General features: G+C 59.9%; 10 protein-coding genes and 2 rRNA genes (1 of these 12 running past the window's edge). 5 read left to right on the plus strand and 7 right to left on the minus strand.

Features of this window, described 5'->3' with window-relative positions; all coding sequences use genetic code 11:
* The 3 genes from A0W34_RS02720 to A0W34_RS02730 all read left to right on the plus strand — a co-directional run.
* A 23S ribosomal RNA gene (locus A0W34_RS02720) occupies positions 1–2121 on the plus strand (it extends 1012 nt beyond the left edge of the window).
* Between the two features lie 153 nt (positions 2122–2274).
* Positions 2275–2391 (plus strand): 5S ribosomal RNA (gene rrf, locus A0W34_RS02725).
* 392 nt (positions 2392–2783) lie between these two features.
* Positions 2784–4208, plus strand: coding sequence for an aldehyde dehydrogenase family protein (locus A0W34_RS02730; protein ID WP_007732506.1), 1425 nt, complete (start codon positions 2784–2786; stop codon positions 4206–4208).
* A gap of 63 nt (positions 4209–4271) precedes the next feature.
* Here the strand turns inward: A0W34_RS02730 and A0W34_RS02735 are convergent, their stop codons facing one another.
* Genes A0W34_RS02735 through A0W34_RS02765 form a run of 7 tightly spaced genes read right to left on the minus strand, consistent with a single transcriptional unit; the run spans position 4272 to position 11260 of the window.
* The gene (locus A0W34_RS02735) at positions 4272–5033 is read right to left on the minus strand and encodes an HpcH/HpaI aldolase family protein (protein ID WP_007732505.1); all 762 of its coding nucleotides are present in this window, start codon (positions 5031–5033) and stop codon (positions 4272–4274) included.
* A 34-nt stretch (positions 5034–5067) separates the two neighbouring features.
* Positions 5068–6027: an aldo/keto reductase gene (locus tag A0W34_RS02740; RefSeq protein WP_081557277.1), complete on the minus strand. Its 960-nt coding sequence runs from the start codon at positions 6025–6027 to the stop codon at positions 5068–5070.
* Positions 6027–6893 (minus strand): ATP-binding cassette domain-containing protein, encoded by an 867-nt coding sequence (locus tag A0W34_RS02745; protein ID WP_054782031.1) that lies wholly within the window; start codon positions 6891–6893, stop codon positions 6027–6029. Before A0W34_RS02745 ends, A0W34_RS02740 begins: the two co-directional genes overlap by 1 nt.
* Positions 6890–7723: an ABC transporter ATP-binding protein gene (locus A0W34_RS02750; protein WP_007732500.1), complete on the minus strand. Its 834-nt coding sequence runs from the start codon at positions 7721–7723 to the stop codon at positions 6890–6892. Before A0W34_RS02750 ends, A0W34_RS02745 begins: the two co-directional genes overlap by 4 nt.
* Positions 7724–7726: 3 nt before the next feature.
* Positions 7727–8674 carry an ABC transporter permease gene (locus A0W34_RS02755; protein WP_081557278.1) on the minus strand — a complete coding sequence of 316 codons (948 nt, stop codon included), beginning with the start codon at positions 8672–8674 and terminating at the stop codon, positions 7727–7729.
* A complete protein-coding gene (locus A0W34_RS02760; RefSeq protein ID WP_198035682.1) occupies positions 8674–9678 on the minus strand; it encodes an ABC transporter permease in 1005 nt (334 codons plus the stop codon). Before A0W34_RS02760 ends, A0W34_RS02755 begins: the two co-directional genes overlap by 1 nt.
* 4 nt (positions 9679–9682) lie before the next feature.
* Positions 9683–11260, minus strand: coding sequence for an ABC transporter substrate-binding protein (locus tag A0W34_RS02765; RefSeq protein ID WP_007732494.1), 1578 nt, complete (start codon positions 11258–11260; stop codon positions 9683–9685).
* A 212-nt stretch (positions 11261–11472) separates the two neighbouring features.
* On the opposite strand from A0W34_RS02765, the gene pdxA reads away from it, so the two are divergent.
* Positions 11473–13725: a 4-hydroxythreonine-4-phosphate dehydrogenase PdxA gene (gene pdxA, locus A0W34_RS02775; RefSeq protein WP_081557279.1), complete on the plus strand. Its 2253-nt coding sequence runs from the start codon at positions 11473–11475 to the stop codon at positions 13723–13725.
* Between the two features lie 27 nt (positions 13726–13752).
* Complete coding sequence (locus A0W34_RS02780) at positions 13753–14520, plus strand: DeoR/GlpR family DNA-binding transcription regulator (RefSeq protein WP_003941419.1); 768 nt, start codon at positions 13753–13755, stop codon at positions 14518–14520.
* Positions 14521–15000: the final 480 nt, after the last annotated feature.

Consider the following 15000-nt stretch of genomic DNA (forward strand, 5'->3'; position numbering starts at 1 on the left):
ACTCCGAATGCCGGTGAGTGAGAGCGCGGCAGTGAGACTGCGGGCGATAAGGTTCGTAGTCGAGAGGGAAACAGCCCAGATCGCCAGCTAAGGTCCCTAAGCGTGTACTAAGTGGAAAAGGATGTGGGGTCGCGAAGACAACCAGGAGGTTGGCTTAGAAGCAGCCACCCTTGAAAGAGTGCGTAATAGCTCACTGGTCAAGTGATCCTGCGCCGACAATGTAGCGGGGCTCAAGTACACCACCGAAGCTGCGGCATTCACGCAATAGCCCCCCTTCACTCTGCGGAGTGTTGGGCAGGTGTGTGGATGGGTAGGGGAGCGTCGTGTGGCCATGGAAGCGGCAGGGTGACCTAGCCGTGGAGGCCACACGAGTGAGAATGCAGGCATGAGTAGCGAAAGACGAGTGAGAAACTCGTCCGCCGAATGACCAAGGGTTCCTGGGCCAGGTTAATCCGCCCAGGGTGAGTCGGGACCTAAGACGAGGCCGACAGGCGTAGCCGATGGACAACGGGTTGATATTCCCGTACCCGTGTGAACGCGCCCATGGTGAATCAGTGATACTAACCATCCTGAAGCCACGAGAAGACCTTCGGGTCTCGAGTTGGTGGATGCATGGGACCTGATCTGGTAGTAGCCAAGCGATGGGGTGACGCAGGAAGGTAGCTGAGCCAGTCAGTGGTAATACTGGTGTAAGCGTGTAGGGCGTGACCTAGGCAAATCCGGGTCGCACATAGCCTGAGACGTGATGCGTAGCCGATTGAGGCGAATTCAGTGATCCTATGCTGCCGAGAAAAGCCTCTAGCGAGCTTTCACACGGCCCGTACCCCAAACCGACACAGGTGGTCAGGTAGAGAATACTAAGGCGATCGAGATAACTATGGTTAAGGAACTCGGCAAAATGCCCCCGTAACTTCGGGAGAAGGGGGGCCCTGTCTGGTGACGACATTTACTGTCTGAGCTGGGTGGGGCCGCAGAGACCAGTGAGAAGCGACTGTTTACTAAAAACACAGGTCCGTGCGAAGTCGTAAGACGATGTATACGGACTGACGCCTGCCCGGTGCTGGAAGGTTAAGAGGACCGGTTAGTTCTTCGGAGCGAAGCTGAGAATTTAAGCCCCAGTAAACGGCGGTGGTAACTATAACCATCCTAAGGTAGCGAAATTCCTTGTCGGGTAAGTTCCGACCTGCACGAATGGCGTAACGACTTCTCAGCTGTCTCAACCGTAGACTCGGCGAAATTGCATTACGAGTAAAGATGCTCGTTACGCGCGGCAGGACGAAAAGACCCCGGGACCTTCACTACAGCTTGGTATTGGTGTTCGGTTCGGTTTGTGTAGGATAGGTGGGAGACTGTGAAACGGTGACGCCAGTTATCGTGGAGTCGTTGTTGAAATACCACTCTGATCGAATTGGACCTCTAACCTCGGACCATGATCTGGTTCAGGGACAGTGCCTGGTGGGTAGTTTAACTGGGGCGGTTGCCTCCCAAAATGTAACGGAGGCGCCCAAAGGTTCCCTCAGCCTGGTTGGCAATCAGGTGTCGAGTGCAAGTGCACAAGGGAGCTTGACTGTGAGACTGACAGGTCGAGCAGGGACGAAAGTCGGGACTAGTGATCCGGCACCGGCAAGTGGAAGCGGTGTCGCTCAACGGATAAAAGGTACCCCGGGGATAACAGGCTGATCTTCCCCAAGAGTCCATATCGACGGGATGGTTTGGCACCTCGATGTCGGCTCGTCGCATCCTGGGGCTGGAGTAGGTCCCAAGGGTTGGGCTGTTCGCCCATTAAAGCGGCACGCGAGCTGGGTTTAGAACGTCGTGAGACAGTTCGGTCTCTATCCGCCGCGCGCGTTAGAAACTTGAGGAAGGCTGTCCCTAGTACGAGAGGACCGGGACGGACGAACCTCTGGTGTGCCAGTTGTTCCGCCAGGAGCACCGCTGGTTAGCTACGTTCGGAAGGGATAACCGCTGAAAGCATCTAAGCGGGAAGCCTGTTCCAAGATGAGGTTTCTCACCCCCTCGAGGGGGTAAGGCCCCCGGCAGACCACCGGGTTGATAGGCCAGAACTGGAAGTGCAGTAATGCATGCAGGTGACTGGTACTAATAGGCCGAGGACTTACCACAAAGAAGCTACGCGTCCACTGTGCGGTATCTGAAACAACACACAGATACTGATGAGAAACCCTGTTTTCTCCATCCCCCAACACCAGAAACTGGTGTTGACGGGTGGTGAAACCAGGTGATCAGAAGAAGGTTACTGTGACAGTTTCATAGAGTTACGGCGGTCATAGCGAAGGGGAAACGCCCGGTCCCATTCCGAACCCGGAAGCTAAGCCCTTCAGCGCCGATGGTACTGCACTCGACAGGGTGTGGGAGAGTAGGACACCGCCGAACACAACTTGAGAAGCCCCCCAACCAGTCATGGTTGGGGGGCTTTCTCGTACCCAAAACACCCCCCGAAAGCACCCCCGACTTCGAGCGAACGGTACTTTCGTCGCCTCAGATCGACCCAACGCACCGTTCACACCATCAGGGGGCGGGAGCACAGCCGACTCACCACCCCGTCCGGGATCGAGTGAACGACACGCTCACCCTCCTCAACGAGGGGAACGGTACGTTCACACCATCACTGAGAAGCGTGCGCGCACCACAGGTCTCGTCAGTCGAAGGTCAATCTCGACACCAACCTGCCACGGAACCCGTCGAGCGTGGCTAGGCTCGGAAGAGGTGCCCCGTGTGATCGGGCCCACCTCACCTGTGCACGCGTGATGACTACGGAGGCTTCGATGACCGATATTCTCGACCGCACCAAAATCTATGTTGATGGCGCCTGGATCGAATCCACTGGCAGCGGTCGGATCGACGTTCTCAATCCGGCTACCGAAGAGCTGATAGGAACTGTCGCCGAAGGCACTGTCGAAGATGTCGATGCGGCCGCGAAGGCAGCACGAAAGGCTTTCCCCGCTTGGTCTGCACTATCCGGCGGCGAGCGAGCCGAATATCTTTCCAAAGCCGCGGCGATTATTGCCGAACGTACCGATGATCTTGCGGCGCTGGTTTCGCAGGATATGGGCATGCCGATCGGATTCGCGAAGCCCGTGCAAATCGGAATGCCGCTCGCGAATTTGAATGCATTTGCCGAATTGGCTCGCACTTATGATTTCGACGCTCACGAGGTCGGGAATTCGCTGATTGTTCGCGAACCTGCGGGTGTTGTCGGCGCTATCACTCCCTGGAACTTCCCGCTCCACCAAGTTGTCTTGAAGGTTGGCGGTGCGCTCGCGGCGGGCTGCACCGTGGTTCTCAAGCCCACCGAGGTTGCGCCACTCATCACGTACGCTCTCGCTGACATCTTCGACGAAATTGGTTTGCCTGCAGGTGTATTCAACCTGGTAAGTGGCTACGGCCCGGTAGTGGGTGAAGCCATCGCCGGCCACCCGGAAGTCGACATGGTCTCCTTCACCGGGTCGACTCGGGCAGGCAAGCGAGTGGCCATCGTTGCCGCGGACACCATCAAGAAGGTCTCGCTGGAGCTGGGTGGCAAGTCGGCGAACGTCATTCTCGACGACGCCGATCTCGAAAAGGCTGTCACGGACGGCGTCGCAAAGTGCTTCATCAACTCGGGCCAGACCTGTTCGGCGCTGACGCGTATGTTGGTTCCCGCGGAGAAGGTGGATGAGGCAGCGGCAATTGCTGCTGCGGTCGCCGCTCATTTCCCGGTAGGTGATCCGACTCAGCCGACTTCGGTGCTTGGTCCTCTGGTGAACGCGAATCAGCTGGGACGCGTTCGCGGATACATCGAGAAGGGTGTGTCGGAAGGTGCCACCGCGGTTGTCGACGGTCGCGAAACCGGTCTGGCCAGTGGATATTTCGTCGGTCCGACGGTGTTCGCGAACGTGACCGAAGACATGACCATTGCGCGCGAGGAGATCTTCGGACCGGTCCTCTCGATCATGGGCTACAAAGACGAGGCCGACGCAGTGCGGATCGCTAACGGCACCGAGTACGGACTGGCCGGTGGCGTTTGGTCAGGTGACCCCGATCGCGCGGATCGCGTCGCACGGCAACTGCGTGCCGGGCAGGTCGAGGTGAACGGCGGCGCCTTCAACACGAATGCTCCGTTCGGTGGGTACAAGCAGTCGGGCGTCGGGCGCGAGGCCGGCACGTTCGGGCTCGAAGAGTTCCTCGAGATCAAGGCGATTCAGAGATAGTTTGTTCGAGAATGGCGATGCTCCCGTACCAAGTGCGGGAGCATCGCCATTTTTGTACCCGGATCAGGACTTGGCGGCATCCAAATGCTGAGCCGAGATGTTCGCCAGATGTGTCAGGTCCGAGGCCACGGTCGCGAACGTGTAGCCCTCCCCGAGCCGTTGTGCCGCAACCTGACCGGAAGGTGTGTGGATTCCCGCAGCGACTCCGCTGACGGCGGCAGCTTCGCGCACCCTGGTGAGCGCTGATTCGAATTCCTCGGCGACGTCCGGATCGTTGGAGTGCTTACCTCCGACGGCGATTCGTAGGTCGGACGGCCCGACGTACACGCCGTCCAATCCGGGCACTGCGCAGATCTCTTCGACGTTCGCCAGACCCTGTGGGGTCTCGATCATCGCAAATACAACGGTGTCGCGGTTCGCGTCGGCGGGAACGGGGCCGATACGGAGTTGCGAGCGCATGGGTCCGTAGGAGCGGATGCCGAAAGGCGGATACTTGGCGGCTGCCACGGCGGCCGCTGCCTCTTCGGCGTTGTTGATCAGCGGAACGATGACGCCCACAGCGCCCGCGTCGAGTGCACGGCCGATGGGCGTCGGATTGTTTGCCTCGACGCGCACCATCCCGACGGTGGACGGTGACGAGTCGATGGCGGTGAGCCCGGCGACCATCCCCGAATAGCCGATCAGGCCGTGCTGCATGTCGAGGGCAATGTAGTCCCAGCCGACGTGCGCGATCCATTCGGTCGAGATCGGGCTGTCGATGACGGACCAATATCCGAGTATGCGTTCGCGTCCTCGGATGCGTGCGGCGAATTCCTGTGCTGACATAGTGAAGAACTCTTCCTGATGAAGGTCGGGTGTTTCAGCGGTTGTAGTTGGGCATGGGGCCTCGTAGGGCGGCACCGACGAGATCACACTCTTCGATGGTCGAGGCGTCGAGTGGACCTCGCCCGATGGCCGCGATATTGGATTCGAGGTGCGTTACTTTGGATCCTCCGAGGAGCAGCGATCCGGCGACGGGCTTGCTGACCAGCCAGCGCAACGCAAGCTCGGTCAGGGAGATGCCCGACTGCTCTGCGATTGCAGTCAGTTGAGCGATCGCGTCGAATATCTGTGTGTTCCAGTATCGCTCCTTGTACATCGACGCAAGACGTGAGTCGCCGAATCGGCCGTCGGCGGGACTTTCGTCGAAGGTGTGGCGCCCCGTGAGCAGACCCCCACCGAGTGGGTTGTAGACCATGGTGGTCAGTCCGGTCACGTCCGCGAATTCTGCGTATTCTTCTTCGATGCGACGCGCGAGCAAGTTGTAGAGCTGCTGTGCGACGATCGGTCGGGGAGCTCCGACTGTGTCTGCGGTGTAGTTGATTTCACTGATTTGCCACGCTGCGAAGTTGGATACGCCGAGTGTGCGGATCTTGCCCTCGGCAACCAGTTCCGCGACGGTGGTGAGAGTTTCGGTCAGCGTGACGGTTCGGTCCGGCTGATGGAGATAGAACAGGTCGACGTAGTCCGTGTCGAGTCTGCGCAGGCTTCCTTCGACGCTTGCTCGGAGCCCCTCTGTCGAGAGTGGGCTGTTGTCGCCGGCATCGGGATGCGGCATTCCCGCTTTGGTGGCCAGAGTGACGGAATCGCGTCGGCCGTGGAGCAGCTTTGCCAGCATGCGCTCGGACTCGCCGCCCGCATAGCCGTTGGCCGTGTCGATGTGAGAGATACCGGCGCCTAGTGCTGCGTCGAGCATCGATCCGGCGCCCGATATGTCGACCGTGTCTCCGAATGTCATGGTGCCGAGCACCAGTTTCGGAAGCTCGAGTGGGGCGGTCATCAGGCAACTCCTCGTGATTCGGTCTGCTTGGCTAGCAAGTTCTTGGACAGGGCTGCCACCACGTGGCGTGGTTTGATGCCGACCATGGTGGTGGGATCGAGAGCAGCGCCTCGTAGTGCGCGGGTGTACGGCTCGCGCGGACTGGCGAGAACTGTGTCTGTGGAACCGGATTCGACGATGGTTCCTTTCGACATCACGACTAGGGTCTCGCTGATTTCTCGGACGACGCCCAAGTTGTGTGAGATGAAAACGTACGTCAGACCGGTATCGGCCTGAATTTCACGTAGGAGCTCGAGTACCTGCGCTTGCACCGACACGTCGAGAGCGCTGGTCGCTTCGTCGCAGACCAGGATCTCGGGTCCGCTGGCAAGTGCACGAGCAATTCCGATGCGCTGACGTTGGCCTCCTGAGAACTCCGCCGGACGCCGGTGTAGTGCCGAGCTGGGCAAGCCAACGCGATCGACGAGTTCTGCTGCTGTCTTTGCGCGTTCAGACTTGCTCCGAACACCTTTGAGGCGCAGTGGTTCTCCGATGATGTCCTCGGCAGTCAGATGAGGGTCGAGCGATCCGTACGGATCTTGGAACACCATTTGAACGCGAGAGCGGTAGGGGCGCAGCGACTTCTCCGACATCTGCGCGATGTCATTGCCGTCGACGAGAATGCGTCCACTGGTCGGTGTGAGGAGTCGGACGATCGATCGAGCGATGGTCGACTTGCCACATCCGGATTCGCCGACGATGGCCAAGGTCTTGCCCTTTTCCACCGAGAAGCTCACAGCATCCACGGCTCGGAAAACTCCGTCGGGAACCGGATACTCGACCACGAGATCTTCGACGGCGAGAAGTGGCGTTTCGTGGCGGGTCATGCCGAGGCTCCGATCTGTGTTGAACGGGCGGGGTCGCCGTCCCAAGGCCCCAGTTGAGGTATGGCGTCGAGAAGCTTTTGTGTGTAGGCGCTTTGCGGTGAGTCGACGAGAACGTCGGCACTACCGGTCTCGACAAAACGTCCGTCCTTCATCACGTAGATGCGATCGGAGACCAACCGCGCAACTCCGAGATCGTGAGTGATGACCAGCATTCCGATGCCGGTGCGCTCCTGCAACTCGAGCAGAAGATCCAGAATCCCGGCCTGAACGGTTACGTCCAGTGCGCTGGTGGGTTCGTCGGCCACGATCAGTTCGGGGCCGGCAGCAAGAGCGCCGGCGATCAGGACGCGCTGCAACATTCCACCCGACAGTTGATGCGGGTACTTGTCGAGTTGCTGATCCGGATACGGAATGCGTACCTGCTCGAGCAGTTGCACTGCCCGCTCGATTTGTTGCTTCTTCGCGGTCACACCGCTGTGGCGCACTGCTTCTCGAAGTTGGCTGCCGATGGTGTGGACGGGACTCAGAGCCGTCATCGGGTCCTGGGGGATGAGCGCGATGTGTTTTCCGCGAATATCGTTCAGGATCTTCGTGTTTCCGAGAATGTCCTGACCCTTGAACACGGCTTTCCCGGAAAGAACCGCAAGATCGTCCGGAAGCAGTCCGAGAATCCCCATGGCTGTCGTCGACTTTCCGGAGCCGGATTCACCGATGATGGTGACGGTTTCACCGGCGTCGATGCAGAAGGACACGCCGTCGACGGCTCGGATGACGCCGTTCGCCGTGACAAGTTCGATCTGGAGATCGTCGACCCGTAGTAGATTTCCCATGTCTCACGCCTTCGCTTTCTGGGCGCTGCCACGCCCGAACAGGCTTGCGCCCAGTCGTTTCGAACCTGCAGGACGATCGCGCAGACCATCGCCGAGTAGGTTCACTCCGACGACCAGCAGCACGATCATCAGACCGGTCAACGTGACGATCCACCATGACGTGGTGATGTAGTCCTGGCCGTCGGCGATGATTCGTCCCCAGGTAGCGAATGGACGTTGCGGTCCGGCGCCGAGGTAGCTCAACGAACTTTCCAGCAGTACGGCCTGCGCGAGCAGCAGCAGGACGACGAGCGATGCCTGCTTGACGATGTTGGGAATGACGTGACGAAGCAGGATGGCCATGCGGGTAAGTCCGAGGACTCGAGCTGCAGCTACGTAAGGCTTTTCGCGTTCGACGAGTACCAATGAGCGAGTCAACCGTGCGACTTCGGGCCACTGTGCGATCGCGATGACAAACGTGATGACGGGAATGGACGGGCCGAACAGCGCAACAACGAGAAGCAGCATCATCAGCAGAGGCAGAGAAAGCTGTGCTTCGAGTAGGCGGGAGATCACGGTGTCGACCCAATCACCGAAGTACCCCGCGGCGGATCCGGCGACGATGCCGATGACGCCGGAGACGATCACGGCGAGAATACCGATCGTCAGAGACACCTGGCCGCCGTGCAGGATCCGTGAGAGCAGATCTCGTCCCAACTGATCGGTGCCGAACAGATGGCCGTCGGTGAGGGGCGGTAGCCGTCGACTGCTCAGGTTGGTCTGGTTCGGATCTGCAAGGGGGAGCAGCCCGGCCAATGCAACAGGAAGAATCACCAGGAGCGCGCAGATCGAGCCGGCCCAGATCTTGACTCGGCTGTCTCGCTTACGGCGCGTGGCTCCGGCGCGTGCGAAGTCTGCCTCGGTGACCGCGCTGGCGCGTGGAGTTGTTGGAGGTTCCAAGACGGTAGTCATCAGTTGGCGCCCTTTCCGAGTCGCACGCGTGGATCCAGGAGGGGGTAGAGGAGGTCCACTGCCAGTTGCACGAGCACGGCGAGAACCGCGGTGACAAGCACGGTGGCCTGGATGAGCGGGTAGTCGCGAGTCTCGAGTGCGCGGACCACCAGCGAGCCGACACCAGGCCAGGCGAACACGACCTCGACCACCACGACGCCGTTCAGCATTCCGGCGAATCTGGTGCCCAGCGCGGTGACGATCGGAATCGCCGAATTACGCATCGCATATCGCCAGGTGAGTTCGCGTTCCGATACTCCGCGAGAGCGTGCGACCGTGATGTACGGAGAAGCGAAGGCCGAGACCATTTCGCGTCGAACCATCCGGGAGATCAACGCGATCTGAAGGATGGCGATGGTGACGGTAGGCAGGATCAACGACGGCCATGTGGTGAAACCGGCTGCCGGGAGTACTGGGATCAAGACCGCGAAGATCGTCACCAGCATCAGGCCGCTCCAGAACTCCGGCATGGACTGCCCGCCGACGGCTACGACGTTCGCACCGAGTTCACGTCTGGTGTCCGCGCGACGGGCCATCCACACGCCCAGCGGAATCGAGAGCACGGCGGTCAACAGAATGGAGCTGACGGCAAGGGTGATGGTGTACGGGAGACGGCCGAGGACAACGTCCATGGCCGGCGCCTGGAACGAGTACGACGTGCCGAGATTCAGGTGGACGAGGTCCCACAGGTAGATCAGGTATTGGGAGAACACCGACTTGTCCAAGCCCATGTCAGCACGGATCTGTGCGAGATCCTCGGTGCTGGCCAGCGGTCCGGCCAAGGCGTAGGCAGGATCGCCGGGTGCCATTCGGATCAGGACGAACACTGTTGTGAGCGTGAGGAAGATCGTCAAGGCACTCTGTGCCAGACGTTTGAGCACGTATTTGACGGTCGGGTTGATCCTTGTGCGTCGACGCGGAGAGATTCCGAGAGCGGTTTGCGGTTTCGGAGCGGTGAGAGTCATCGCCTCAGGCCTCCAATCGGACGGCGCCGAGGTCGTAGGAGTTGATTGGGGTCAGTGAAACATTTTGTACACGAGTGCGTTTCGCAAGGAGTGCGTTGGGTACGAAGCTCCACAGGCAAGGCCAGGTGTTCCAGATGTCTTGTTGTGCGGCGTCGAGTAGAGCGGCGCGCTTGGTCGGGTCTGGTTCACTGGATGCGGCTTGGATCTTCGCGGTGATTTCGGGGAAGACGTACCCGTGATAGGTGTCGCGAGTTGCTTCCTTCTCCGCTGTGCCGGCGTACATCCCCTGCAACGTGGTCAGTGCAAGTCCGGTCTGGTTGCCGTAGCCGTTGCCCAGCACATCCCAGTCGCCGGTCTTGCCCTGGCGCCAGGACGAGATGTCACCGCCCGGTTCGAACTGCTGGAGTTTGACGCGTACTCCCACGGCCTTCATCATTTCGAGTACCGATTCCATCACCGAGACGTCGTTGGTGAACTCTCCGGTTTCCCAGATGAAGGTGAGTTCGAGGTCGTCGGCACCTTCGGCCTCGAGCATTTGCCGCGCTTTCCGTGGATCATATTGGTAAGTACCGGTTTTCACGGCTCCGTCCAAGGTCGACGGTGCGGGGCCGGTGGCCGGGACTGCGGAACCGATCAGCACGTCCCGAGCGAGTGACTCACCGTCGATGGCATACGTGAGAGCTTCTCGGACACGCGGATTGGACAGTGGGTGATCGGCGGGCTTGCGGAAGTTGAAGAACAGTTGGTTGATGCGTGTGCTCGGTACTGTGTCCACCTGGACACCAGGCAGATCGGCGAGTTGTTCGGCGGAATCGGGACTGATCGAGTCGATGACGTCGACCTCGCCGCTCCGAAGCGCGACGACGCGGCCGGCCTCTTCGGGAATGAAGCGGACCTGAACACGACGAACGCCGGGGGCCGGGCCCCAGTAGTTGTCATTGGCGACAAGTGTGTAATCGCCGGTGCCCCGGTTCGATTCGCTGACGACGAACGGTCCCGACCCGATTCCGCTCTGCAGTTCGTTGGGTTCGTTGGCAGCGGCCGGGGTGATCAAGATGTTGGACATGAGCGAGTCCAGAACCGGCACCGGGGAATTCGTCCGAAGGATGAAGGTGCGATCGTCGATGGGGACGACCGTCGGCCACTCGGGGAACTGCGGTGCGACAAACGATCCGCTGACCTGCTGGTACATCTGCATTGCCGTCGTGACGTCGTCGATCAGCACAGGTGTGCCGTCGGAGTAACGGATGCCCTCGCGGAGTCGAACCGTCCACTCGGTCGGGCCGGTCGATTCGAACCTGTCAGCGAGAACGAGTTGCGGTGTCAGATTGTCGCCGATCCGGGTGAGACCTTGTCTGACGCCACGTTGAGCCGTGACTGCTGCGTCGAATTGATTGAGTTTGTTGTCGAGGCTGACGAGCGAGCGGTTGAGCCCGAGCACCAGGGTGTCCTGTGTCGGTTTCCCGGTAGGGCCGGCGCACGCGGCAGTCGTGCCCAGAAGCGTTGCGCCACCGATCAGCCCGGTGAACTGCAGAAAGGATCGCCGGGAGAGCTGTGGTGTTCGCAAACGAGTATTGGTCATCGGTGACCTTTCGATCCTGACGGGGCAGCGTGGGGGCGACGCTCCGAGCGGACTGTTGGTGAACAATCGCGTCGGGCTCTCGCTTGTAACTCAGCTCACAATGGCACTGTTGCGCACTTCGCGCAAGTCCCGTAACTTCGATTGCGTACTTCGCGCATCGGTTGCGATGCTGTGCAAACTCGATTCAGACCGAAAGGGGGTCGAGGAATTCGATGAAACCACTGGTAATCATCGCTGATGATCTTTCCGGAGCAGCGGAGTCGGCCGCAGGATTTCTGCTCCGCAGTTCGGGCATATCGCTTCGGCTCGGCCCAGATGCGCCCGACGGATCAGGAGTGACGGTTTTCGATCTGCACTCACGGCGATCCGACCCCGCCAGAGCCTCTCGGGACGTGAGATCAGTTCTGCAATCGTCTGACGGCTCCGAGATCGTCAAGAAGATCGATTCCCTGCTCAGGGGCAACATAGCAGCGGAGGTTGGAGAACTCTCCCGCGACGGATCCCCGGTCATCGTCGCCGCCGGACTGCCCAGACAAGGGCGCACGGTGCAAGACGGCGTGGTGTTGGTCGATGGGGTTGCGTTGCACTCCACCGACCTGTGGCGCGCGGAGTCGAAGCCGACTCCTCGGTCGATTGCAGAGGCGCTCGGCCCGTCGGCAATCACTTCTGGCGTATCGCTGGATGACATTCGCTCCGGTCGTTTGATCCAGGTTCTTGCGTCGATCTCAGAAGCCGGGTCGGTGGCGATCTGCGACGTCGAGACCGAGAGTGATCTGGAACTGATTGTGGCTGCAGCACAGGAGGTTCGGGGTTCTCGATTGGTAGGAACCTCGGCGCTCGCGATGGCAGTGGCACGACGAAGAACCGTGCAGTCACCCGTCGCGTGCCCATCTCTTCGTGATTCTCGATTTACCTTGGTCGTCGTGGGGACGGCGGATGCGTCTGCCGGGGACCAAGTGGCATTGCTTCGGGATTCAGGGGCGCATCATATCGAAGTGAACAGTGCTGAGCTGCTGGCGCATTCGGTCGATCCGCTTCCGATTCTGAACGCACTGGATCGCGGAAACGTCGTGGTTTCGGTAAGTGGACCTGTCGTGCCTGCAGAATCCGTCCACCTCGTTTCGGCTCTCGCCGATCTGATCGCTGCCGTCGATGCAGGATTCTCCCACGACGAGTACCCGATCGACCTGGTACTTACCGGTGGCGAAACCGCGCGCAGCGTTCTCGACCGCCTGCGGATCGACACGCTGTCACCGATTTACGAAATCGAACACGGCGCCGTACTTTCCGTCGATCGCACCGGACGGTACATCGTCACGCGGCCAGGCAGTTTCGGGAATGCACACAGTCTTTTCTCCATAACGAAGTTTCTCGCGCACCCCACCCCGGTCGCCGCTCCGGACAGTCCACCTTCAGTTACTCCTTCAGACAACGAGGTCAATCCCATGTCAATCGAATCCACTCCACTGCCGCTGATTGCTGTCACGATGGGCGACGGCGCCGGCGTCGGACCGGAAGTGATCGTCCCCGCACTCCTCGACGCCGAAACGAGAAAGCGTTGCCGCCCTGTTGTTGTCGGCGACGCGAAGCGTTTGCGATTGGCTGCCACGGTGCTCGGAATCGACGTCGACGTGGTCGCGATCGAGGAGATCAAGGATGCTGAATTCATCGATGGACGGATCAACGTCATCGACCTGGACTTGCTACCCGAGGATCTCGCCTGGGGTGAACTGTCGGCAGTCGCGGGGGATGCGGCCTATCAATATATCCGCGTCGCAAGCGAACTCGCCGTACGCGGTGAAGTCCAGTCGATCTGCACGGCGCCGCTGAACAAGGAAGCGCTGCATGCGGCAGGACACATCTATCCCGGACACACGGAATTGCTTGCGCACCTGACCGGTACCGAGGAGGTGTCGATGATGTTGTCGACCCCCAAGCTCAAGGTGATTCACGTGACCACTCACATCGGACTGCTCGATGCAGTTGCCAGGATCGAGCCCGGCCTGGTCGAGAGGACCATTCGTCGAGGTCACGAAGCTTTGGTGCGCACGGGCAATCCATCTCCGAAAATCGGCGTGTGCGGGATCAACCCGCATGCGGGGGAGAACGGGCTTTTCGGGTACGGAGAGGAAGAGCAGAAGATCATTCCCGCCGTCGAACTCTTGAAGGCAGAAGGAATCGACGTCCACGGCCCACTGCCGGCGGACACGGCATTCTTCCTCGCTGGACGTGGGGACTACGACTTGATCGTTGCGATGTACCACGATCAGGGGCACGGCCCGGTCAAGGTTCTCGGGATCGAGGCCGGCGTCAACATCACCGTCGGGTTACCTGTCATCCGTACCTCCGTCGATCACGGAACCGCTTTCGATATTGCAGGTAAGGGCATCGCCGAGGCCGGTAGTATGGTCGAAGCGCTGCGGCAGGCGGCCGAATTGGCAACCAGCACATTCGTTTCCAAGTAAGAACCACGGTTTGTAGGGGGAGGAGCGATGGCCATCCGGGAGTCGGAGGCGAGGCGGTCGGAGATTGCGAGGCTCGCTCGCACCAGCGGTCTGGCCAGTGTCGAGGATCTGTCTGCCCAATTCGGGGTGACTGCATCTACGATCCGTCGCGACCTGAGTCAGTTGACTGCCCAGGGAGTAATTGCCCGAACGTACGGCGGGGCGATTGCTCTCAACCCTCATCCGGAATCCTCCTTGCGTCAACGCGCAATGGAGGGATTCGACGCCAAACGGGGCATCGCCGAATGGGCTGCTGAGCAGGTTCGGCCCGGGGAAACCGTACTTCTTGATGCAGGTACCACCGTCGGAGCGATGGGAGAGTTCTTACGTCACGTGACGAATTTGACGGTGATCGCTGCAGGGCTTACGGCGCTCGAGGCGTTAGCCGACGCTGATGGCGTTCGAGTCGAATGTCTCGGGGGGACCCTGAGGCAGCTCAGTCAAGGATTCGTCGGGCCACTGGCGGAAGCGTCGCTGCAGCGGGTGTCGTTTGACAAGGCATTCCTCGGTGCCGATGCAGTTACGGCTGACCTGGGTATTTGTGAAGCTGAGCTCGATCAGACCCGGCTCAAGGAAATGATGATCGAACGTGCCGGCGAGGTCTACATCCTCGCCCACTCCGCCAAGCTCGGTGAACGTCCTTTCCATGCGTGGGCGCCGATACCGCCGGGGGCCGTGCTGGTTACCGATGCTGCAGTAGACGCAAAGCAAGTCGCGTTGTTCGAGGATGCAGGTATCCGAGTCCAAGTGGTGTGAGTTCCCGCTGCGTGCCGATCCGGGCACGGTGTCCGGCGTCACATGATGTCCGAATTCGTGAAAATCGACTTAAACGGGCAATCTTGCTGGGGAAATGGATACCTCTGAGTCTCTGACCTGTGGATTTGTCAAAGACTTCGGCGGACGCGTAACTTATTCCAAGTCAGAGCGACACGGACACCGACTCCCACCTGCGAGGGTGAGTGACACGAGGTTGTACGAAGTGCCTGACCAAAATCTGAAGTAGTTTCCATCATGTATGGTTGTGCTTCACCTCCAGTTCTTCCCCGAATGTTCAGCGGTTTGCGCCGATGATCACGATGGGATAGGCTGGAAAAGTTGCCCCGGAGCGGCGGCCATAGGGTCGTGGTGATGGTGTGTGCGTGTTCTTTGAGAACTCAACAGTGTGTCGATGAATGTCAGTGCCAAAATTTTTTTGGTACTTCACATCCGCGAATGATCAACCGCCTCTTGGGGTTT

Origin of the sequence: Rhodococcus sp. BH4 (genome assembly GCF_002079265.1) — a bacterium.
Taxonomy (GTDB): domain Bacteria; phylum Actinomycetota; class Actinomycetes; order Mycobacteriales; family Mycobacteriaceae; genus Rhodococcus_F; species Rhodococcus_F qingshengii.

Bases quoted from the DNA above. Each gene is read 5' to 3' on its own strand.
- A0W34_RS02765 (WP_007732494.1), bottom strand. From the start codon at position 11,260: ATGACCAATACTCGTTTGCGAACACCACAGCTCTCCCGGCGATCCTTT.
- A0W34_RS02780 (WP_003941419.1), top strand. From the start codon at position 13,753: ATGGCCATCCGGGAGTCGGAGGCGAGGCGGTCGGAGATTGCGAGGCTC.
- A0W34_RS02745 (WP_054782031.1), bottom strand. From the start codon at position 6,893: ATGACCCGCCACGAAACGCCACTTCTCGCCGTCGAAGATCTCGTGGTC.
- A0W34_RS02740 (WP_081557277.1), bottom strand. From the start codon at position 6,027: ATGACCGCCCCACTCGAGCTTCCGAAACTGGTGCTCGGCACCATGACA.
- pdxA (WP_081557279.1), top strand. From the start codon at position 11,473: ATGAAACCACTGGTAATCATCGCTGATGATCTTTCCGGAGCAGCGGAG.
- A0W34_RS02755 (WP_081557278.1), bottom strand. From the start codon at position 8,674: ATGACTACCGTCTTGGAACCTCCAACAACTCCACGCGCCAGCGCGGTC.
- A0W34_RS02730 (WP_007732506.1), top strand. From the start codon at position 2,784: ATGACCGATATTCTCGACCGCACCAAAATCTATGTTGATGGCGCCTGG.
- A0W34_RS02750 (WP_007732500.1), bottom strand. From the start codon at position 7,723: ATGGGAAATCTACTACGGGTCGACGATCTCCAGATCGAACTTGTCACG.
- A0W34_RS02760 (WP_198035682.1), bottom strand. From the start codon at position 9,678: ATGACTCTCACCGCTCCGAAACCGCAAACCGCTCTCGGAATCTCTCCG.
- A0W34_RS02735 (WP_007732505.1), bottom strand. From the start codon at position 5,033: ATGTCAGCACAGGAATTCGCCGCACGCATCCGAGGACGCGAACGCATA.